General features: G+C 69.2%; 24 protein-coding genes. 9 read left to right on the top strand and 15 right to left on the bottom strand.

Features of this window, described 5'->3' with window-relative positions; genetic code table 11:
- Positions 1 to 7 precede the first annotated feature (7 nt).
- The gene (locus AB0H49_RS17430; RefSeq protein ID WP_357252469.1) at positions 8 to 1,009 is read left to right on the top strand and encodes an AraC family transcriptional regulator ligand-binding domain-containing protein; all 1,002 of its coding nucleotides are present in this window, start codon (positions 8 to 10) and stop codon (positions 1,007 to 1,009) included.
- On the opposite strand, the gene AB0H49_RS17435 is transcribed toward AB0H49_RS17430, so the two are convergent.
- The gene (locus tag AB0H49_RS17435; protein WP_357252472.1) at positions 1,010 to 1,726 is read right to left on the bottom strand and encodes a DUF5642 family protein; all 717 of its coding nucleotides are present in this window, start codon (positions 1,724 to 1,726) and stop codon (positions 1,010 to 1,012) included.
- A gap of 184 nt (positions 1,727 to 1,910) precedes the next feature.
- On the opposite strand from AB0H49_RS17435, the gene AB0H49_RS17440 reads away from it, so the two are divergent.
- From AB0H49_RS17440 to AB0H49_RS17455, 4 genes are all read left to right on the top strand, one after another.
- Positions 1,911 to 2,288: a hypothetical protein gene (locus AB0H49_RS17440; protein ID WP_355001053.1), complete on the top strand. Its 378-nt coding sequence runs from the start codon at positions 1,911 to 1,913 to the stop codon at positions 2,286 to 2,288.
- Positions 2,289 to 2,419: 131 nt separating this feature from the next.
- Positions 2,420 to 4,024: a GMC family oxidoreductase gene (locus tag AB0H49_RS17445; protein ID WP_357252476.1), complete on the top strand. Its 1,605-nt coding sequence runs from the start codon at positions 2,420 to 2,422 to the stop codon at positions 4,022 to 4,024.
- Positions 4,025 to 4,084: 60 nt separating this feature from the next.
- Positions 4,085 to 4,810 carry a VIT family protein gene (locus AB0H49_RS17450; protein WP_355001055.1) on the top strand — a complete coding sequence of 242 codons (726 nt, stop codon included), beginning with the start codon at positions 4,085 to 4,087 and terminating at the stop codon, positions 4,808 to 4,810.
- Between the two features lie 87 nt (positions 4,811 to 4,897).
- Positions 4,898 to 5,563 (top strand): phosphoribosyltransferase family protein, encoded by a 666-nt coding sequence (locus AB0H49_RS17455; protein WP_355001056.1) that lies wholly within the window; start codon positions 4,898 to 4,900, stop codon positions 5,561 to 5,563.
- Positions 5,564 to 5,621: 58 nt separating this feature from the next.
- Here the strand turns inward: AB0H49_RS17455 and AB0H49_RS17460 are convergent, their stop codons facing one another.
- Genes AB0H49_RS17460 through AB0H49_RS17470 form a run of 3 tightly spaced genes read right to left on the bottom strand, consistent with a single transcriptional unit; the run spans position 5,622 to position 6,449 of the window.
- Positions 5,622 to 5,810, bottom strand: a complete 189-nt coding sequence (locus AB0H49_RS17460) for a CsbD family protein (protein WP_355001057.1) — start codon at positions 5,808 to 5,810, stop codon at positions 5,622 to 5,624.
- 8 nt (positions 5,811 to 5,818) lie between these two features.
- Positions 5,819 to 5,974, bottom strand: a complete 156-nt coding sequence (locus AB0H49_RS17465) for a DUF6131 family protein (RefSeq protein ID WP_221639457.1) — start codon at positions 5,972 to 5,974, stop codon at positions 5,819 to 5,821.
- Between the two features lie 37 nt (positions 5,975 to 6,011).
- A complete protein-coding gene (locus AB0H49_RS17470) occupies positions 6,012 to 6,449 on the bottom strand; it encodes a hypothetical protein (RefSeq protein ID WP_355001058.1) in 438 nt (145 codons plus the stop codon).
- Positions 6,450 to 6,607: 158 nt separating this feature from the next.
- Here AB0H49_RS17470 and AB0H49_RS17475 point away from each other — a divergent pair, with 158 nt between their 5' ends.
- Positions 6,608 to 6,802, top strand: coding sequence for a hypothetical protein (locus AB0H49_RS17475; protein ID WP_355001059.1), 195 nt, complete (start codon positions 6,608 to 6,610; stop codon positions 6,800 to 6,802).
- Position 6,803: 1 nt separating this feature from the next.
- Here the strand turns inward: AB0H49_RS17475 and AB0H49_RS17480 are convergent, their stop codons facing one another.
- Positions 6,804 to 6,941, bottom strand: a complete 138-nt coding sequence (locus AB0H49_RS17480) for a hypothetical protein (RefSeq protein ID WP_357252482.1) — start codon at positions 6,939 to 6,941, stop codon at positions 6,804 to 6,806.
- 952 nt (positions 6,942 to 7,893) lie between these two features.
- Here AB0H49_RS17480 and AB0H49_RS17485 point away from each other — a divergent pair.
- Positions 7,894 to 9,057 carry a cytochrome P450 gene (locus tag AB0H49_RS17485; protein ID WP_357252485.1) on the top strand — a complete coding sequence of 388 codons (1,164 nt, stop codon included), beginning with the start codon at positions 7,894 to 7,896 and terminating at the stop codon, positions 9,055 to 9,057.
- Positions 9,058 to 9,067: 10 nt separating this feature from the next.
- Here the strand turns inward: AB0H49_RS17485 and AB0H49_RS17490 are convergent, their stop codons facing one another.
- Entirely contained in the window at positions 9,068 to 10,090 is a 1,023-nt protein-coding gene (locus AB0H49_RS17490; protein ID WP_357252488.1) for a DUF418 domain-containing protein, read from the bottom strand.
- A gap of 255 nt (positions 10,091 to 10,345) precedes the next feature.
- Here AB0H49_RS17490 and AB0H49_RS17495 point away from each other — a divergent pair, with 255 nt between their 5' ends.
- Positions 10,346 to 10,828: a MarR family transcriptional regulator gene (locus AB0H49_RS17495; protein WP_357252491.1), complete on the top strand. Its 483-nt coding sequence runs from the start codon at positions 10,346 to 10,348 to the stop codon at positions 10,826 to 10,828.
- Positions 10,825 to 11,205 carry a DUF5313 family protein gene (locus tag AB0H49_RS17500; protein ID WP_355001064.1) on the top strand — a complete coding sequence of 127 codons (381 nt, stop codon included), beginning with the start codon at positions 10,825 to 10,827 and terminating at the stop codon, positions 11,203 to 11,205. Before AB0H49_RS17495 ends, AB0H49_RS17500 begins: the two co-directional genes overlap by 4 nt.
- A gap of 321 nt (positions 11,206 to 11,526) precedes the next feature.
- Here AB0H49_RS17500 and AB0H49_RS17505 read toward each other — a convergent pair whose 3' ends face one another.
- The 9 genes from AB0H49_RS17505 to AB0H49_RS17545 all read right to left on the bottom strand — a co-directional run bounded on the left by AB0H49_RS17505 (position 11,527) and on the right by AB0H49_RS17545 (position 20,456).
- On the bottom strand, positions 11,527 to 12,321 hold the full coding sequence (locus AB0H49_RS17505; protein WP_357252494.1) for a hypothetical protein: 795 nt from the start codon (positions 12,319 to 12,321) through the stop codon (positions 11,527 to 11,529).
- Positions 12,322 to 12,547: 226 nt separating this feature from the next.
- On the bottom strand, positions 12,548 to 13,504 hold the full coding sequence (locus tag AB0H49_RS17510) for an MlaD family protein (RefSeq protein ID WP_357252497.1): 957 nt from the start codon (positions 13,502 to 13,504) through the stop codon (positions 12,548 to 12,550).
- A complete protein-coding gene (locus AB0H49_RS17515; protein WP_357252500.1) occupies positions 13,501 to 14,574 on the bottom strand; it encodes an MlaD family protein in 1,074 nt (357 codons plus the stop codon). The genes AB0H49_RS17510 and AB0H49_RS17515 overlap by 4 nt, the downstream gene beginning before the upstream one ends.
- Entirely contained in the window at positions 14,571 to 15,674 is a 1,104-nt protein-coding gene (locus tag AB0H49_RS17520) for an MlaD family protein (protein ID WP_355001068.1), read from the bottom strand. The genes AB0H49_RS17515 and AB0H49_RS17520 overlap by 4 nt, the downstream gene beginning before the upstream one ends.
- Positions 15,674 to 16,717 (bottom strand): MCE family protein, encoded by a 1,044-nt coding sequence (locus AB0H49_RS17525; protein ID WP_357252504.1) that lies wholly within the window; start codon positions 16,715 to 16,717, stop codon positions 15,674 to 15,676. The genes AB0H49_RS17520 and AB0H49_RS17525 overlap by 1 nt, the downstream gene beginning before the upstream one ends.
- A complete protein-coding gene (locus tag AB0H49_RS17530) occupies positions 16,705 to 17,709 on the bottom strand; it encodes an MCE family protein (protein WP_355001070.1) in 1,005 nt (334 codons plus the stop codon). The genes AB0H49_RS17525 and AB0H49_RS17530 overlap by 13 nt, the downstream gene beginning before the upstream one ends.
- Positions 17,706 to 18,740: a mammalian cell entry protein gene (locus AB0H49_RS17535; protein WP_357252507.1), complete on the bottom strand. Its 1,035-nt coding sequence runs from the start codon at positions 18,738 to 18,740 to the stop codon at positions 17,706 to 17,708. The genes AB0H49_RS17530 and AB0H49_RS17535 overlap by 4 nt, the downstream gene beginning before the upstream one ends.
- Positions 18,741 to 18,743: 3 nt before the next feature.
- Positions 18,744 to 19,610, bottom strand: coding sequence for an ABC transporter permease (locus AB0H49_RS17540; protein ID WP_355001072.1), 867 nt, complete (start codon positions 19,608 to 19,610; stop codon positions 18,744 to 18,746).
- The gene (locus tag AB0H49_RS17545; RefSeq protein ID WP_355001073.1) at positions 19,611 to 20,456 is read right to left on the bottom strand and encodes an ABC transporter permease; all 846 of its coding nucleotides are present in this window, start codon (positions 20,454 to 20,456) and stop codon (positions 19,611 to 19,613) included.
- Positions 20,457 to 20,581: the final 125 nt, after the last annotated feature.

Raw genomic sequence — 20,581 nt, forward strand, 5'->3', positions numbered from 1 at the left:
GGACGACATGTCCGTCATCCGGTCCGCAGGCTTGCGCGGCTTCCGCGCCACCGTGGCGGAACTGGGCGGCAATGCCGAGGAGTACGCCGCGGCGGTAGGCCTGCCCGCCGCCGCGCTGGACGCCGACGATCTGCTCGTCCCCGACCAGGCCGTGGCGGCGGTCCTGGAGTTGGCCGCCCATCGACTCGCCTGCCCCGATCTCGGACTGCGCATCGCCCACCGCCAGGACTTCGACATGCTCGGCCCGCTGGCACTGGCGATCCGCAACTCCCCCACCCTGGCCGACGCGCTCGAATGCTCCTCGCGCTACCTGTTCGTGCACGCGCGCTCACTGAGCCTGGCCTTGGCGGAGGACCCGTACGGCGACCGCGGCGTGATCGCCTTGCGCTACGGCGGCCCGCCGGACCTGCCCGCCCCGGTCCAGGGCACCGATCTGGGCCTCGGCTTCGTGCACCGCGCGATCCAGCGACTGGCCGAGGAGCGCTACGGGCTGCGTTCGGTCGAGCTGCCGTACCACCCGCCCGCACCGCTGAGCGCCTACGAGGAGTTCTTCGGCGCTCCGGTGCGGGTCGGCCGGTCCGCGGCGATCCTGCGGATGCCGTGCGCCCTCGCCGACCGGCCGCTCTCGGGCGGTGACCAGAACCTGCACCGGCTGGCCATGGCCTTCCTCGCCGAGCAGACCGCCGAGGGCGGCACGTCGATCGTGCCGAGGGTGCGTGCCGCGCTGCGCCAGCTGCTCGGCACGACGCCGCCCGAAATCGGCGCGGTGGCAGGGCTTTTCACCACGCATCCGCGCACCTTGCAGCGCAGGCTGGCGGCGGAGGGCACCACCTTCGCCGCCTTGCTCGACGACGTGCGCCGCGACGAAGCCCGCCGCTACCTCACCACCACCGACATGCCGATGAGCCAGATCGCCTCGCTCCTCGGTTTCGCCGAGCAGGCGACCTTCACCCGATCCTGCCGCCGCTGGTGGGGGTGCACGCCGACCGCCCTGCGCCGGGCGGGCTGACTACGACGCCTTGCGCACCTTCTCCACGGCGTCGAGGAAGAACTTCTCGAAAGCGGCCTCGTCCAGCGAGTCCTTCAGCGCGGCGACGCGCACCACGACGGTGGTGCCGCGCAGCACGGCCATGCCCTGGTAGGCGGTGGACGTGAGCGGCTTGCCCGCGCCGACGGTCGAGGTGCTCACCGACTTGTAGACGATGGCCTCGGCGCCGTTCAGCTCGGCGGGCGCGTCCAGGTTCTCCACCTTGACCACCGAGGTGATCTGCTTGCCCTCCACCGTGGAGGTCGCACTCACCTCACCGCACTTCTTGTTGCCGTCGGTGATCTTCGCCAGGTCGGCGGTGCGACCCGCGACGAACTCGACGAACATCAGCCCGGCCTTCTCGTCGGTCGCGCCCGCGACGGCGGCGTCGGCGAGCAGGTCCTTGGTCGCCGTGCCGAGGTCCTGCTGGGTGTCCGCGCATTCCGCCGGGGTGATGGTCGAACTCTGTTGCGTGCCTGCGAGATCGGCGGCCGCAGTCTCCAGCCGGTCCTTGGGCAGATCGACTTTCTTTGTACCGGCCGGGAATTCGGATTCCGACAGCAGTAGCTGGTCGCGGGGGGTGGTCGGCGCGGCCGAATTCGACGCCGCGTCGTCGTTCCCGCCACAACCGGCGAGCAGCAAGACGCCCGCCGAAATCCCCGCCAGCAGGCGTGCCCCTGGGTACCGCAGTGTGATCATGCCGGTCAGCATGCCAGTACCCGTACCGCGCGGCAGCACCGGTCCGTGCTACGCGCGCGACGAGCAAGCGGCCTGTTCCGCCGGCGGCGCGGCGCGGACAAGGTCAGGCGGCGGGGATCACCTCTAGGAGACCGGGATCGGTCGGCATAGACTTCGGCGCGAATATCGACTCGGAAGGGGTCGCATGGACACGGTTCGAGAAGTAGCCGAAGAAGGTAAGCGGCTCATCGACCTGGCCTGGCTCGGCGAGCTCACTCGCGACGACGCGGTGCATCGGTTCGTTCAGGTGGGCGACGGAATGGTCTGTCCGGTCACGGCGGGCGAGATCATCGACGACGGCGTGCGGTGGCTGGACGCCAATGCCACCCGACTACGGTTCCTCGGCTGGTGTGCCCTACTCGAACTACCGCTGCTCGGAGGTTTCGCCGTGCTCTCGCTCGCCCTCGGCGACTATGTCGCCGCGATGCTCGCGCTCGCGCTCCTCGGCGGCATGCAGTTCGCGCACCGCAAGTTGATACCGCACCCGATGCCGATCCGCCGCCCGCGCCGCGTGCGGCACTGACACGCCACCGGACTTCGTCGGCCCCAACGCTTTTCGGCGTGTGATCGGCGCGCTCCTCGTACAGTGAACCGGACGTGCGGGATCGTCCGACGGCCCGCCGGTCGGGGTTGCTGGCTTGCGGGAGGACGGCCGTGCGGATCGAGGACTTGCGAACGGTCGGGGACGAGGAACTGTCCGCCGACGTCTGCGTGGTGGGATCGGGTCCCGCCGGACTGACCATCGCCGCCGAGCTGGCGAATTCAGCGCTGCGCGTGCTGGTCCTGGAGAGCGGCGGGCGTGAATCGTCGGACGCCGCCAACGCACTCGACGACTACGACAACGTGGGCGCGCGCCGGGCACAGCCCGATCGCCTCGCGGGCGACCGGATCCTCGGCGGCAACTCGCACACCTGGAGCGGACGCTGCGCGCTGCTCGACGAGCTCGACTTCCGCGCTCGCCCTTGGGTTCCCGGCTCCGGATGGCCCATCGGCCCCGGCGACCTGGAGCCCTACCTGACCCGCGCGGCCTGCCACATCGGCATCGGTCACGGCAGCGGTTTCACCGACGACGGCTTCTGGGACCTGGCCGGTCGGACCCGCCCCGCCGACGCGCTGGACCCCGAGCGCTTCCGCCCCTACTTCTGGCAGATCAGCCGGGATCCGTCCGATCCGTTCGACTGCAAACGCTTCGGCGCGCACGTGGAAAGCCTTGTCGCGCGGAATGTTCTGATTCTGATCAACACCACTGTCACCCATCTCGACACCGATCCCGATGGCGCGCACGTGCGGACCCTCCAAGTGGCGGGCGCCGACCCGCGACCGCGAACGGTGCGCGCCCGCGCGGTGGTGCTCGCGACTGGCGGCATCGGCAATGCCCGCCTGCTGCTCGCCTCCCGGCGGACGGTGCCCGAGGGCCTCGGCAACCGGCACGACTTGGTCGGCCGCTACCTGATGGACCACCGCTGCGGAGCCGTCGGCGTGCTGGAACCTGGTGCGGCGGAGTCGATCGCGCAGCGCTTCGGCAAGTACGTGGTGAAAACGCCGCACGGCCGCCATACCTTCCTGCACGGTGTCGCTCTCTCTCCCGAGATCCAGGCAAAGGAGGGTCTGCTCAACTGCGCGTTGTGGTTACAGGAAGTGCCCGCGGCGGACGATCCGTGGGACTCGGTGAAACAGCTGCTGCGCGGGCGCGGCGACCGCCACGACGCGAAGGTCGCGCTCACCAACGCCGGACTGCTGTTCGCCGGTGCGCGACGCCGCCTCGTCCAGCACACGGGGCTACCGCACAAGCTGGATCGAATCGAGTTGCGCTGCATGGTCGAACAGGCGCCGAACGCGGAGAGCCGGGTCACCCTGACCGACCGCGCCGATCGGCTCGGCGTGCCGACCGTGCGGGTGGACTGGCGGGTGCACGCGCAGGAGGACGCCACGGTACGCCGGGCCGCCGCGCTGGCGGTCGCGGAGTTCGCCAGGCTCGGCTTGCCGACGCCGACGCTGTTCGAGTGGGCTGCGCCGGACAGCGCGCTGCCGCTGGAACTCACCGACTGGGCGCATCCGACCGGCACCACCCGGATGTCGGCCGATCCGCGCGCGGGCGTCGTCGACACCGACTGCCTGGTGCACGGCACGGACAACCTGTTCGTCGCGGGCAGTTCGGTGTTTCCCACGACGGGCCACGCCAATCCGACGCTGACGATCGTCGCGCTGGCTGTCCGGCTGGCCGATCACCTGCGCGGAAAGGTCGCGCCGAGCGGCTGAGGGGTCAGTCCGCCGCCTTCGAGCCATGAGCGAAGGCGGGCAAGCATTAGGGTGCGGAACATGGAGGACTCGACGACCAGCGGTTCCCATCCGTACGAGCCGCACGCGGGCGGGTTCGCGACCAGGCTGAACTGGTTGCGCGCCGGAGTACTCGGCGCGAACGACGGCATCGTGTCGACGGCGGGCCTGGTGGTGGGCGTCGCCGCGGCGACGACAACGACAAGCGCGATCTTCACCGCGGGCATCGCGGGTCTCTCGGCCGGTGCGCTGTCGATGGCGGTCGGCGAGTACGTGTCCGTCAGCACCCAGCGGGATTCGGAGCGCGCGCTGCTCGCCAAGGAACGCAAGGAGCTCACCGACGAACCCGAGTACGAGCTCGCGGAACTCACCGACATCTATCGGGCCAAGGGACTCACGCCGGAGACCGCGCGCAAGGTCGCCGAGGAACTCACCGCGTACGACGCCTTCACCGCGCACGCCGAGGCCGAACTCGGCTTGAACCCGCGCGAACTCACCAATCCCTGGCAGGCCGCGCTGTCCTCCGCGGTCGCGTTCACCCTCGGTGCGCTGCTGCCGCTGCTGGCGATCCTGCTGCCGCCCGTCACCGCGCGCATCCCGGTCACGGTCGCCGCGGTGCTGGTGGCGCTGGCGCTCACCGGTTCGGTCAGCGCACGGCTCGGCGGGAGCGATCCCCGGCGCGCGGTGCTGCGGGTGGTGCTCGGCGGCGCGCTGGCCATGCTGGTCACCTACGGTATCGGGCAGCTGGCCGACGTCTCCGGAATCTGAGGCGGTCACCGAGCTCCCACCCGCCGTGGGGGATTCGGCCGGGCGTAGACTTCGATGCTTTCCGAAGTCCGAGTCCGGAGGCCGAACATGCCCTTCCGTGATCGCCGGGCGGCGGGTCGGCGACTCGCCGTGCGGTTGACCGACTTTCGCGACGCCGACGCCGTGGTGCTCGGGGTGCCGCGCGGTGGCGTTCCGGTCGCCTACGAGGTGGCCCGCGCGCTGGACGCGCCACTCACGGTGGCGATGGTGCGCAGGCTACGGGTGCCCTATCGGCCCGAATTGGCGTTCGGCGCGATCGGCGAGGGCGGCGTCGGGGTGATCGACGACAAGATCCTGGCGCGCGCGTTCGTCTCCGAATCGGGGCGGGCCGAGGTGGAGGCCGAACAGCGAGCGGACTTGGCGCGCAGCGCCATTCGCTATCGCGGTGGCACGTCCGGCCTCGCGCTGCACGGGCGGACCGCGGTGATCGTCGACGACGGCATCGCCAGCGGCGTCACCGCCCGCGCGGCCGTCGCGGTGGTGCGGGCGGCGGGGGCCGAACGCATCGCGCTCGCGGCGCCCGTCGGCGCGGCCTCGGCGATCCGGGCGTTGAGCGGGCGGGTCGACCAGGTGGTCTGCCTGGAGGGCGCGGAAGTGGTCACCTCGATCGCGCGATGGTACGGGGATTTCGCCCCGGTCGACGACGCCCAGGTGTGCGATCTACTGGACGGTGCGGCGGCCGAATTGCGCCAGCGTTCCGGCGAATCCGGCTAGGCAGCAACGCACGCCGATGTCGGCCGAGAGGCTGCTCTCGGCCGACATCGGCGATCGGTCAGCGCCGGAACGCGTCCCGCACTTTGTTGGCGGCTTGTTTCATGTTGCCGCGGAACTGGTCCCGCCGACCTTCCGCTGTCAGCCTCGGGTTATCGGTCGCGCGTCCGAAGAATTTCTTCACGCGACCCCGCGCGGCTTGAATGCGGTGATCGAAACGACTGTTCCGTCTGTAATTGTCGGCAGTCATCGATGACCTCAGTAATAGTGCCTGCGGCCGCCGATCGGACGGCCCACCGAGCCTGCGATCCAGAGCACCGCGCCGATGATCAGCACGATGATGCCCGCGGTCGTCAGCAATCCGATTCCGAGCAACCAGCCCACAATCAGAAGAATCAATCCGAGGATAATCACGGTCACATCCCTTTCTTTCCGGTAAACCGTTGACGTGTCAGGTGGTAGTAGGCGCCTGGGTCTTGCCGCGAGCGCCCGCGATCGGCGGGGCTCCGGATGGTCGGCGCAGGAAGCGGTTCGGGCTCCAGGCGGGCTTCCCTGCGGGCGGCGGCGCGACGGGCGGCGCCTGTGGCGGAGCCGTGCCGCGACGAGCCGCCGCGGCTTCCCTGCGCGACCTGCGCAGTTCCCTGCGTGCCTCGCTGCCGCGGCGGGAGGTACGCCAGAGCCCGGTCAGCAACAGCACCAATCCGAGCGCGCCCGCCGCGCCGATCACCGTGCCGTAGAGGAATACCTCTCCGGCCGAGGCCGTGAACTGATAGTCGAATACGGCGAAGTCGCCCGTCGACGTGCGTAGCTCGCCGGTATTCGCCGCCACCGCGGCGACGCCGACGACCACCGCGCCGATCAGGACGATCAGCCCTAGGAGAATGATCATGACAATCCTGGTGCGCTGAAATGTTCTATTACGAGTCCGCTATTCCCGGTTCCGACGGGCTCAAACAACACGATCGGAAACGTTTGCGCCGCGCGGTTTCGGTGTATGCGCAGAACTGACCATCACCGGTCGATCAGCACCAAGGAGAGTCGAGCATCATGACCTACACCTTCGATCTCACCGACTACTCGGACGAGTCCGCCGTCGTCGCCGAGAACGCGCTGCGCGGACTCGGCGGCGTCGATTCCGTCGACGTGGACCGGGTCGCGGAGACCATCACGGTGAACTCCACCACCCTCAGCTACGGCGAGGTCCTCGACGCGATCAGGCAGTCGGGCGTCCCCGCGAAGTAGCTCAGCGAGTCGGGCCGAGATCGAGGCGTTCGGTCAACCGGTCGACCAGCCCCGGCGCTATGCCGGGGTCGCGTCGCGCCGCGAGCGCCTCCCTGCGGCCCGCCTCGACCACCTCCGTGCGGATGACGGTCGTCTCCACATCACCTTCAGGTCCTCGCGCGGCTCATGCGCTGGCGTCTTGGTCGGCGGTCGAGGGATCGTCGCGGGTCAGTCGCTGAACTGGACGCGCGGCCGCTCGTAGATCTCGCCGTACAGGCCCCTCCGTCTCCGCGAGCTGCTCCCTTCAGGTTGGCTCGGCCTTGCACCACGCGGTCCCAGAGCCGCTGTTCCAGCTCGCGTTTCCTTCCTCGTGTCGGCGTGCACGCCGGTCGACCGCATGACCAGCGGCAGTGTCGGATCATGTGGCAGCGGGGAACAACACGGCGGCGAACACCGCGCCCCGCGCCGCTTGGTACCAACCCGACAGCGCACAGCGACGACCGCGCGGCGACCACGTCACCGCCCCGTACGCGGAGGAAGGCCGGTGACCACGGCTTGCACGGCCGCTCTGTAGCTGACGAGGGCGGCAAGTCGTCGAACAGCCTTTATCCGCCCAGCACAACGGCACGCGACAGGACGGCACACGGCACAACAGCACGACCACGCGGCGGGGCGACGGCGCGACCACGCGGCGGCGCGGCGGGGCGTCGGCACGGCACGGCGACGGCACCACCACGCGGCGGCACGGCACGGCGACGGCACGACCACGCGGCGGCACGGCAGGGCGACAACCACGCGGCGGCACGGCAGGCGACGGCGCGGGCCGTGCGTTGCCGCCGCAATGGCGATCAACCCGGCGGCGCGCAGCGCGATTCCGCCCCAGCTCTGCGCGCACCGCCGCCAGAAGGCGCGACGCGCGACCGCGTACAGCCGTGGCGGCAGTACAAGCGGCCGAATGCGTCACCGTGCCGCGTTTGCCGTCCTGTCGCGCGCCGGGCAACCCGTGGCGAACGCCGCCACCAGCCCGCGCGGCGCATTCGGCGCGCGCGGAGTACTTTGGTGCGCACCGAACGCGCCGAGAAGTGTTGGCGGACAAGCGGATGGGGGCTGGGATGCGAGAGATCTTCGATGCCGGTTTCGCGGCGGATCCGTGGCCGGTGCTGGACGCACTGCGCCGCGAGGGCGGCGTGCACCGTGTCCGCACACCCGACGGTCCGCCCGCCTGGCTGGTGACCAGGTACGCCGATGTGCGCGCCGCGCTGTCGGACAAGCGCTTGACCACCGACGTGAACAGGGCCGGACCGGTGGACTACGCCGGATTCGCCGTCCCGCCCCCGCTGAACGCACTGCTCGTGGCCGACGCGGAGGCTCATGCCCGCCTGCGCCGCCTGATCACCACCGAGCTGACACCGCGCCGCCTGACCGGGTGGGACGAGCGCGCGGCCGATCTGGTCGATTCGCTGCTGCGCGGCGCCGAGGCGGACCCGAAGGTGGATCTGATCGAGCGTCTCGCGGTTCCGTTGCCCACCGAAGTGCTCGGCGACCTGCTCGGACTGGCCGATTCCGAACGAGAAACCCTGCTGGACTGGGCGAATTCGACCCTGTTGCCCGGCGGGTCGGCGCCGCGGGCCAGGGACACTCTCGCCGCCATGCGCGCGTTCGTCGACGCCACGATCGAAACGGCAAGCCCCGACAGCCCGGTCGGGCGGCTGGTCGCCGCGAGCGGCGAGACCGGCTCACCGACCGCGGACGAACTCGCCGGTGTGCTGTTCTATCTGCTGTTCGTCTGGTACGAGGTGCTCGTAGACCTGATCGCGGGCGCGCTGCTCACGCTGATCGCCGAACCCGCGCACCGCAGGGCTTTTCGGGCGGCCACGGACCGGCGGCGCGCCGTGGACGAGCTGCTGCGCTACCTTTCGCCGCAGGTGCTCGCCGGAGCCCGTTTCGCGACAACGGATCTGGACATCGGCGGCTATACCGTGCAAGCCGGGCAGACCGTATTGCTGTGTCTCGCGGGCGCCAATCGCGATCCGGCGGTGTTCGATCGGCCCGACCGGTTCGACCCGACCCGCGTCCGCAACGCCCAGCTGGGCCTCGGCCACGGCGCCCACTCCTGTCTCGGCGCCGCGCTCGTGCACAGTGTCGCCGACGCCGTCCTCGAGCACTTCTTCGCCAAATGGCCCGAGACGACGCTGACGACGCCCGCCCGAGAAGTTCCGTGGCGCTGCGGTTTCCGGCACCGCGGGCCGCTCCTGCTTCCCGTCGCGCTCGCCTGAGCACCTCGACTCACCTGCGGGGCAAGCCGATCGATGCGACGCCTTCCGGCTCCGGCTCACGGATCGGGACGATGCGCCACCACGTGACGCACCGCCACACCCACTCCAGCGGTCCGTATCGAAGCCAGTGCATCCACAGGTAGCTGACGAACGCCTGGAGCACGAGGATCGCCGCGGCCAAGCCGAGCAGCGCGGGATAGCGGGTGGTGCCGCCGAGATGCAGACGCTCTTCCGCGAGCAGGATCAGCACCGTTGCGGAAACGTAGTTCGTCAGCGCCATGCGCCCCATCGGCTCGAGTACTTCGGTGAGCACCTCGCCGAACCCGGTGCGCAGCACGAGCAGTAGCCCGGTCGCATAGGCGACCGCGCCGAGCAGGCCCGCGATCGGTTCGATCGAGCTGGTCCACAACTCCAGATACGGTGTGCGCCACTGCCATACCGCGGTCGCGATCGCGGCGGGCACTGCGAAGACGAAGACGGCCGCGATCGGCCAGGTGCGCCCGCGCAGAACGTCGACGAGACCGAAACGTTCGGCCGCCGAGCCGAGCAGGAAGAGACCGGGTACCAAGGCCAAGCCGCCGCCGAGGGTGAGCGCCACACCCACCGTGCCCACCAGGCCCGCGACCAGAACGAGCCACGACGGCAACGCGGAAGCGGGCAGCAGGATCACCAATCCCACGACCGCGTACGGCAGCAGCGCCTCGCCCGGCTGGAACAGCTGGTGCACGAGTCCGAGCGCGCCGAGCGCGACCAGCTTGCGGGCCAAGACAACTCGCGGACGTGCGGTCCGCTCGGCGGCGCCGTCCAGGAACAGCGCGAAGCTCAGGCCGAACAGGAACGAGAAGATCGGGAAGAAGCGCTCCTCGACCACCACCGAGAGCACGTGCCGGACCGGGTCCATGGCCCCGCCGGAGGGCACGGTGGCCGTCATGTCGGTGATCTGCCAAATGTCGACCACCAGGATTCCGCACAGCGCGAACCCGCGGACGGCGTCTAATTCGTGAATGCGCTCGCGCGCGGCGACGTCGTACATGCCCCGACAGTAACGGCGCAGGCGGACGAAATCCGTCAACAACTTGCGCGCGGCCGGAGCGAAGGCCGAGTTACGCCTGATGGCGCAGGGGGACGAAGTCCGTCGACAACTCGCGCACGGCCGAAGCGAAGGCGGAGGTACGCGTAATGGCGCAGGCGAGCCGCGGCGCTGAACAGCTCTCAGATGACGTCGCGCACATTTGCTTCATGCACTAACTATTTGTGCGTTAACCTAGCCGGGACCCGAGGAGGAACCGTGGACACCCAGATCGAGGACCCGCTGCGCCTGGACCGGCAGGTGTGCTTCGCACTGGCCGTGGCCAATCGCGCGGTGCTCGCCGTCTACCGCCCGCTGCTCGAACCGCTCGGCCTCACCCATCCGCAGTACCTGGTGATGCTGGCGCTGTGGGGCGAGGCGCCGATGTCGGTGAAGGAGATCGCCGAGGCCATCCAGCTCGATTCACCGACCCTCTCCCCGCTGCTCAAGCGCCTCGAGTCGGCCGGACTGATCAGCAGGGGCCGCGACCCGCGCGACGAACGCAACCTGGTGATCGACCTGACCGAGGCGGGCGCGGCGCTGCGAGCGCAGGCCGAGCGCATCCCGCCCGCGGTGGTGCAGCGCCTCGGTGTCACTCTCGCCGACCTCGAGGAACTGCGCGACGTGCTGACCAGGGTCAACGAAGCCGCCCGCCGCTCGACGCTCGCCGAACCGCACCCAACGTCAGGAGCCGACGCATGACCCGCGCCCGTCGCCGCCCCAACCCCGTCGAGTGGATCGGCTACGCCTTCGGGCGCAGGCTGCCCGATTCGTTGCAGGACTGGGTGCGCGAGGACCTGACCGGAAAGTACGCCGTCGCAAGGCATCTGGTGCGCGGGCTGGTGCCGTTCACGCCGCTGTTCGCGGTATTCATGTTCTTCCCTGGCGCGCTGTGGCTGCGCGGATCGATGGTGCTGCTCGCCGTGCTGCTCGCGCTGTTCTACACCGCGGCCTTCATGCCGATGAATCGCGCGCACCGACTGACCAAGCACGGGCTGCCCGCCGATCTGGAGAACCCGGAACGTGCGCGCAAGCGCGAGCTGGAGCGGGCCCGCTACGCCGCCCAGCACCCACACTGAGCAGGAGCACCAGCTCCGGACAACACACGTTCGACGCCGTCAACGACACCGGCTCGACCCGGGGGCAGTCCGCCGCGTGCCAGCGCGCCGAGCGGCTCAGTAGTGGCCGACGGGCTGACCTGCGTCTGCGGCCCGCTCGTCTGCGGCAGGGCAGGCGCGGGCGGAGGTCTGGCGGCCACGGTTTCGACAGGAATTCCACCGCGCCCCTCCGCGCAGGTCCGACGGACGGTGCGGGCACGACGGCTGCGCAGGCACAGCTGGCGCGGGGCGCGGCAGGCGATACCGGCAGCACCGGCGGGACGAGCGGTGACGCCCACCGGCTCACCGACCGGCGGGCAGTCCGGGCACGATCGGCGGGAGCGGGAACAGCTGCGGCACGATCGGCGGCGCGGGCACGATCGGCGGGGCAGGGGCGGGCGGAGGTGCGGGGCCGACGGGCGGTGCGGGTGCGGCGGGCTGCGCAGGCGGGGCAGGTGCGGCGGGCGGGGCAGGCACAGGTGCAGGTGGGGCGGGCAGGGCAGGTGCGGCAGGTTGCACCGGCACGCCGGCACCCTGTTCCTGCGGCACGCAGATCCACCGGCCATCCGGTGAGAGACCCCACTGGGCCGTGATGCCTTCGTACGAACAATCGTCACCGACCTGGTGGTCTTCGCGAGCCTGCTCCGGTGGCACGCAGATCCACTGGCCGTCGGGATCTCGGCCCCACTGGGCCGTGATGCCATCGTGCGAACAATCGTCACCGATCCGGTGCGGCTCGAGACCCTGCCCCTGCGGCACACACATCCACTGGCCCTCGCGCAGATCCCACTGCGCGGTGATGCCGCCCGCGGAGCAGTCGTCGCCGATCCTGCGTGCGGCCAGCGGCGCCGATGCGGAGACCGGCGGACGGACGGTGGTGCTTATCGGCATCGTGCGCGGAGTCGGGCTGGCGGCTGTGGTGAACGAGGGCGTCGGCGCTGTCGCGTTCTCCGACTCATGGCTCGAACGCGACACGAGCCCGATCGCCACCACCACCGCTAGCGTCGCGGCGATGGCCGCCGCGATGGTGAGGACGCGAGTGTTGTTGTTCTGGCCATCGTCATCGCCGTAGGGCGCCGGTCCACCACCGGATTCCACTATCGCACCGCCTTCACTGCCGAACAGAGAACACCGTCACGAGTAGCCGATCTTCTCCGGAGGTTACCCGAAGGTCGCTGATTCGAAGATCGACTCTCCGCAACAGGGTTCGCACTGCGCAACAGGCATACCCGCGGATTACTACGAATCTGCCCGCACGCCAACGCAAAAGCGAACTCCGCGGTGCCGCCGTACCCCTCGCGGGGCCTGCGATCGTGAGACGGGTCTATTTGATGGCGACGCGGATCTGGACGGCGTCGTCGTCGGTGCTGTGCAGCGCTTGGCCGATCAAGGTGCTCAGGTCCAGCTGGGGCGCGGCCGAGACCGCCGCGTCCGCGAGGGGCTGGAGGCCGGGGATGAGCGCCTTCAGTTCCGGGCCCGCTTCGCGGAGCCAGGCCGTCAGCTTCTCCAGAAACGGCACGACGCCGTTGCCGTCGAGGTACATCTCCGGGCTGCCTTGCGCGGTGACCAGACGTCCGACCGCCTCGACGAGTTCGTCCAGTGCCTGACCGAATTTCACCAGGCCGGGCGCGCCCGCCGCGGTGGCCGGGCCAGCCCATTCGATGTCGGCGGCGGCCAGCTGGAAGCTGTTGAGCAGCTCGGCGATCTTCGGGGCCCTGGCCATGATGGTCGAGGCGAGCAGGTCGCCGGACCTGGCGAGCTCGGGCATCACCGACTCGGTGCCGGTGACGGATTTGCTCATGGTCTCCACCAGCGAGCCGACCACCGCGGGGTCCAGCTGGTTCATGGTCTTGGTGACCATGCGCGCCACCTCGGCGATCGACAGCGGCGTCCGGACGTCCTCGGTGTCCAGGCGCTGCCCGTCGCGCAGGTAGGGTCCGCCGTCGACCTTGGGCACGAACTGCACGTACGGCTCACCGAGCGCGGACAGATGCTCGATGGTGACGACGCTCGCGGTGGGCACCTTGTGGTCGGCGTCGACACGGAAGGCGACCTCGACACCGGCCGCGGTGCTGTCCACCGAGGTGACGTCGCCGATCTCGATGCCGGTCAACAGAATCGGCGAACCGACGCCGAGTCCGCCGGAGTTCTTCAACAGCATGGTGGCGTGGGTGTAATCGGCGAACGGATCGACCCGCACCACGCCGAAGGTCAGGTAGGCCGCGCCGAGGATCATGATGGCGGCGATGCCGCCGAGCGAGGCAAGCGAACCGATCTTCATCGGACGGCTCCGATCATGCGCAGGGTCTGAACGATCCGGTCGACCTGTTCCTGCTCCGCCACCGGGCTCGCGTCCACCCGCACACCGGTGACGTTCACTTTCGGCCCCCGCTCGACGAACGGAATGATCTTGTCCCGCAACAGCGCGACGAGCATCGCCAGGTTCGACGGATCGCGCAGATCCAGCGGTCCGCCGGTGGCCAGCGGCACGAACGCCTTGGCCGCCGCGTCACCGGACTGCACCAGCGGTGCGAGCCACCCCAGCGACTGGCCGACCGGGCCGAGCCCGCTGAAGATCTCGGTCACGCCATCGATGGACTGCGTCGCCGCGCCGAGCCGGTCCACCGATGCGGCGCTGAGGATGTTGTCCAGCTCGGGCTGAACCTTGTGCAGCACTTCGGCATTGTTGGCGAGGCCGTAGAGCAGCTTGTCGACCTGGTCGAGGTTGGCGGCGAGGTCGGCGGCGTCGGCGCCCATGACGCCCGCGATGCGGGCGGTCTCCTTCGGATCCTGGGGCAGCACCGCATTGAACCGGTTGACGATGTCCTGCAACTGGCCGACCGCGCCGCCCTGCACGAAGAACGCCATCGCGGCCATCGTGTCCTCCAGTTGCACAGGAGGTTTGGTGTGATCGACGTCGATCGTGCCGCCCGGCCCCAGCAGCTTGTCGAAGCCGTCGGGCGGGGTGGTCAGGGCGATGTGGATGTCACCGAGCACGGTGTTCTGGCGCAGTTCGGCGATCGTGTTCGCGGGCAGCTGCACCGATTTCGAGATCTCGGTGTCCACGACGACGTACCCGCCGCGCCCCTGCGGCGCCTCGGCGGCGGGCACCACGGTCACCTTCTCGACCGTGCCGACCTGCGCGCCGTTGGCGATGACCTTCGCGCGGGCGGGCAGATTCAACACATTGGCGAACTGGATCTGCACGCGGTAACTCGGCCCCGAGATCGACGTGCCGGGCACCGGCACCGAGGACGGATCGAAGGCACAGCCGCCGAGCGCGATCGAGGCCGCCAGTGCGATAGCGATCCCACTGCGCCGCAAGGATTTCGACCGAATTCGCTCGCTCATCGGGCACCCGCCAATCCCAATACCAGCTGGACCAATTCCACGTTCACCATGCCGTTCTCGGCGCCCGCGCACCGGCCGGGCGCCACCACGTTCACGGCCACGCACACCTCTTCGGCGTTGCGCTGCGGGATGGCCACCTTCGGCGGCGCGTAGGTCAGGCTCGCCGCGCCGGTCTCCGGATCGGCGACGCTGCGCAGCGCCGAGGCGAACACCGGTGTGGTGAGCACGATCTCGCGCAACGAACCGACATTTGCGCGCAGCAGCTTCAGCATCGGCACCGCGCGGTCGAGCAGGGTGAGGATCTCGTCGCCGAAGGAGGTGGTGATGTCGTTGAGCATCGGCAGCACCTCGGCGAGGCCGTCGAACAGCTGCGCACCGGGGAGCAGCAGGTCCTCGCTGGCCTGGTTCAGCACCGGTCCGACGCGCACCAGCATGGTCTGCAGGTCGCCCCAGTACTGGTTGACCTTCTGCGAGACCGAGGCGAACGCGTCGAAAATGCCCGCGAGATGGCCGATGTCGGCATCGGGCGATTTCAGCGCCGAACCCAGCTTGCGGATCAGCTCGTTGATCTGCGGCCCGGTGCCCGCAGTGGCCCGGTCCAGCGCGGTGAGTCCGTTCGCCAGCGAATTCGGCTGGGACGGATCGGGTCCGACGATCTGATCGGAGAGCTGGGCGAGCGCGGTGAGCGTCTCGGTGAGGCTCTTCGGGGTCAGCGTCTTGGTGATGCACTGGGAACTGTTCCAGCGCTCCAGGTTCGTGCCGCTGGCCAGCACCGCTAGCTCCCGGTCGGCGACGACGGTGTCGGACACCGTGGTGGCCGAGGCGTCGGCGTACACCGGATGGTCGGCGTCGACCTCGAAGTCGACCCGCACGTTCGGACCCTGGTTGCGCACCGAGATCACGCTGCCGACCGTGATGCCGCGCATGGTCACCTGGTTGCCCTCGTACAGGCCGACGCTGTCGGGCATGATCGCGCAATAGGATTCGGTGCTCTTCAGCGGATCGAAGCCGACGATGTAGCCGACTAACCCGAGCGCCGCGATGACCACGGCCCCCGCGATCGACATGAACGCCTGGGTGCCGAGCAGCTTCTTCAACATCAGCACTCCTTCCCCGGCAACGGCACGCACACCGACGACAGATCCAGCCCCGAGGGCGCGGGCACGGTCTGCCCCGAGCGGTCCAGAACCAAACCTTCCTCGGGGATCACCAGCGACCGCAGTTTCTCGCTCAGCTGCTGGGTGCTCGCGATCATCGGTTCGAGCTTGCCGCCCATATCCTCGAGCCGCGGCAGGGCGTCGGCCAGCTGCTGCGCCCTCGGCTTCAGCGTGGACTCCCAGGCGGGTGTGAGGGCGGTCAGCCGCTGCACCACGCTGTTCAGCAGGGCGACGGCCTCGCGCAGCTCCGCGCGCTTGTCGATGAGCACGGTCTCCAGCAGGTTGACGTTGTCCATCAGCCTGCCCAGATCGCTCTTGGCGCCGTCGTACATGGTCACGTATTCGTCGGCCACCGCAATGGCATTGGAGACCTGGGCACGCTGGCGGTCGATGGCGTCGATGTAGCCGCCGACGGTGTCCAGGGTGGTGCGCAGCGTCTCCGGCGCGGAGGTGAGCGACTCGTCCAGGGCTGCGAGGTTGCGCCGCAGGGTGTCGCCGTCCAGCTCGTTCAGCGGTGTCGTGGCGTCCTGGAAGGTCTGGATCAGGCTGTAGGGCAGGCGAACTCGATCCGCCGGGATCGGCTTGTCGCCGAGCGGCGCGTTTCCCGCGGGGAACAGCGCCACGTAGTGCCCGCCGACCACGGTGAGCATGCGGATGTCGAGCGAGGTCTGATCACCGAGGAACACATCGGATTTCACGGTGAACTCCATGACCACCCGATCCGGCTTCAGCTCCAGCGATTCCACCGAACCCACCGAGACACCGGCGAGGCGCACGTCGTCGCCTTCCTTCACCGACTGCGCCTCGGACAGTTCGGCGGTGTAGGTGGTCTTGCCGAACGGCACCGCGTACAGGACGGCCGCGGCCAGCATCCCCAGCGCGACGAGCACCGCGCCGAAGATGCCGAAACGAATCTCCTTGCGCCGCTTGGCCGCGTCATCCAGGATCGGCCGGTCACCGAACCAGCGGGAAATCACGCCTGGCATATCGCCACCTTCTGTCCGGCGACGAGGACGCGCACCGGCGCGGGCAGCTCGGCGGCGCCCTTGCTGCACTCCGGCTGCCAGCCCGCGACAGTGCGCGGCAGCGCGTTGTCCACCGACTGGAGCAGGCCGGGCAGCCTGCCGAAGACCTCGACCGCCTGCTGCGGATCGGGGAACAGGCCGCGGATCATCGCGTCGATGTCCTGGCCGCTCCGCGGGTCGAGCCCGAGTGTCGCGAGCAGCCGGTCCAGCGGACCGAGCACCGCGGGTGCGGACATCGCGAAATCGGCCAGCCCGCCGATATTGGCCTGTAGGGACTGGAAGACGTCGCTGAGCCGGGCCAGCAGCGGCACCAGGTAGTGCACGCGTCCGCCGACCCGGTCGGCGATGTCGGACATGTTCTTCACCAGCTGACCGATCACCTGCTGGCGATCGCCGACGTACTGGCTGAGCTTGCCGATGGCCTCCATGGCGGGGCCGATGCCGGTGCCGTCGCCCTCGATCACCGCGAGCATGCTCTCGGTGAACTGGTTGACCGCCTCCGGCGACAGCGTCGCGAGCACCGGCTTCAGACCGTTGAACAGGCTGGTCACATCGAACGAGGGCACCGTCATGTCGGCGCCGATCACCGCGTTGGCAGGAAGCCGCACACCGGGATTCGGCTGCTGCTGCAGATCGATGTACCGCTGACCGGTCAGGTTCTGGTACCGGATGGCCAGCGTGCTGTTGTCGTAGATCGGCGTCGCGGTCTTGACGGTGAGATGGACCTTCGCCTTCACCCCGTCCAGCGAGATCTTCTCGACCTTGCCCACCTGCACGCCGTACATGCGCACGTCGTCGCCGACCTTCAGGCCGTTGGCGTCGGTGAACAGCGCGTCGTGCGCCTGGGTGTCACCGGACACCGGCCGCTCGATCGCGGTGAGCACCAGTGCGAGCACCACCGCCATCACCGCGGCGAACAGACCGAGGCGCCATGCCGCGCCGCGCACCGTCATCGGATACCTCCCTGGCCGAGCAGCGGCACCGCGATACCCGGCACTCCTTGCAAGTCGACCTCCAGATTCAGCACCGGCCCGTCCGGCGAATCCGGCATCGCCGCGCGCAAACGCTCCAGCAGCAGGCGCGATTCGGCCGCCGACTGCTGCGGCCGCGGCACCATCTGGGCGAGCACGCTGAGCAGCGGCGCCAGCATGTCGGTGGCCTCCGCGAGCTGGCCGCCCGCGGTGCTGACCGTGGTGGCGAGGCCCGGCAGGATCTGGCCGGTGAGGGCGGCGACGCCCACGTCGTAGCGATCCTTGTCGGTCTGCACGATCCGGATGTCGTGGATCTGGTCCAGGATCTGGATGGTCGCGCCCGCGAAATCACCACCGCCGTCGAAGGCCGGGCCCAGCCTGCCGAGCAGTTCCGAGGCGGGCATCGTCTGGTTGTCGGCGATGGTGCGCGCCACCGTGATCAGCGCCTGCACCAGCGGCGTGAACGCCTTGAAGTCGGCGGAGACCTGCGCGATGACGGTCGCCAGCTGCGGACTGAAGACCGACGCGCCCACCTGCGACAGGCTGCGCAGGATGCTGCCCATCGTGGCGTCGTAGACGCCGACGGCGCGCGGGCCGGTCAGGTCGATCTCGGTGTCCTGGCGCAGCGGCGAACCGCCTGGCCCGCGGCGCAGTTCGAGTTCGCTGATGCCGAACAGGTTGGCGGGCGCGTAGTCGATCAGCAGCGAGTCGTCGATGCCGTGCAGCCGGGAGTCGTCCAGCCGCAAGGTGATTCGCTGAGTACCGCGCGGGGCGGACGCGATCCGGTCGACCTCGCCGACCAGCACACCGTCGAGGCGCACCTGTGTCCCCTCGGTGACGCCGTCACCGATCTGCTCGGTGTGCAGCGCGATGCGCAGACCGTCCTCCGAGCGCAGATCGCGGTAGAGCGCGGTGGTCAGCGCGATCACCGCGAGCAGCGCGACGATCACCGAACCGACCGTGCGCGAGCGTTTCTTGTCCGCGGCGACGCCGGGCAAACCGTATTCAGGCAATGTTCACCCCGTGAAGCTGATCGCCGTGTTGAAACCCCACAGCACGATGGACAGCACCATGTCGATGGCGATGATCGCCACGAAGCTGGTGCGCACCGCGCGGCCCGACGCGATGCCGACGCCCTCGGGGCCGCCCTTCGCGAAGAAGCCGTAATAGCTGTGCACGAGAATCACCACGGTGCCGAAGATCGCGACCTTGATCACCGCGGCGATCACGTCGAATCCGGACACGAACTGGAAGAAGTAGTGGTCGTAGACGCCCGCCGACTGGCCGTGCACCATCGTGATGAGGCCGCGGCAGGCGAGGTAGGACAGGATCAGCGCGATCAGGAAGGTCGGGACGATGGCCAGCGCGCCCGCGATGACCCGGGTGGTCACCACGAACGGCACCGAGCGCAGGCCGAGCGATTCGATCGCGTCGATCTCCTCGGAGATGCGCATGGAGCCGATCTCGGCGGTGATGCGGCAGCCCGCCTGCGCGGCGAAGCCGACGGCGGCCGCGATCGGGGCCAGCTCGCGAGTGGTCGCGTAGGCCGAGACGATGCCGGTGACCGGACCCATGCCGAGCATGTCGAGGGTGGCGAAGGATTCGACACCGACCGAGGCGCCCATCACCAGGCCGAGCACGATCATCATCGGCACCGTGCCGCCGCCGACCACGATGGAGCCGCGGCCCCAGGTCATGTTGGTGATGGCGCGCATGGTCTCGGCGCGGTACCGGCGCAGCGTCAGCGGAATCGCCGAGAGCACCTGCCAGACGAACACGGCGACGAAGCCGAACGAGTCGATCGCGCGCAGGACGCGGCTGCCGCGCCGGAAGTAGCGCGCGACGGGAGCGAATCCCTTGGGGACGTAGGAAGAGACAGCCATCTACGCCAGCCTCGTGGGCAGGAACATCGCGGTCACCTGCGTCAACAACAGATTCACACACACGATCGACACCACCGACAACACCACCGCCGCGTTCACCGCATCAGCCACACCCCGCGGACCCCCCTTGGCCTCCAACCCCCGCTGACACGCGATCACCACCACCAAAAACCCGAAAATCAACGCCTTCACCAACGACATCCACACATCCCCCGCCGTCGTGAACGACCCGAACGTCGCCCAATACGACCCCGGGGTGACGCCTTGCCCACCGATCGCCACCGCATACCCGGCCAGCACCCCCACGAAAATGATCAACACGTTCAACAACGGCGCCACGACCAACATCGCCACCATCCGCGGAATCACCAACCGATGAACCGGCGAGATCCCCATCGTGTGCAACGCATCGATCTCCTCCCGAATCGTGCGCGCCCCCAGATCCGCCGCGATCGCCGCCGCCCCCGCACCACCCAACAGAAACCCCGTCGCCATCGGCGCACCCTGCTTGATCACCCCCAAACCACCGGTCGCACCCAACAACGAATCCGCACCCAACGTGTGGATCAGATTGCCCACCTGGATCGACACGATCACCCCGAACGGAATCGCCATCAAAATCGCGGGCACCGTCGTCACCGTGATCAACCGCCACGCCTGCAAGATCGCCTCACGCCACTGAAACTCCCGACGCACCACATCCCCCACCGCGCCGACCACCGACTCCTGCGCGATACCCACCGCACGACCGAAGGTCCGCAACGACGACGTGACGGTGTCCGAGAAATTCTTGCGGACGATCGCGGTAGCGGATTCCCGGGTGGCCGTGTGCAATTCCGGCGTCATAGACGAGACCCGTGTGCCGTGCTTTCCGCACGGGAGATGTCGAAATTCATGGCGCTCTCCGAATCCGGCGTCGATGCCAACATCCGTCAAGCTAATCGGTACTCCGCGTCACAACAAAATTGGCG

It is taken from the genome of Nocardia sp. NPDC050713 (assembly GCF_040654315.1).
GTDB lineage: Bacteria > Actinomycetota > Actinomycetes > Mycobacteriales > Mycobacteriaceae > Nocardia.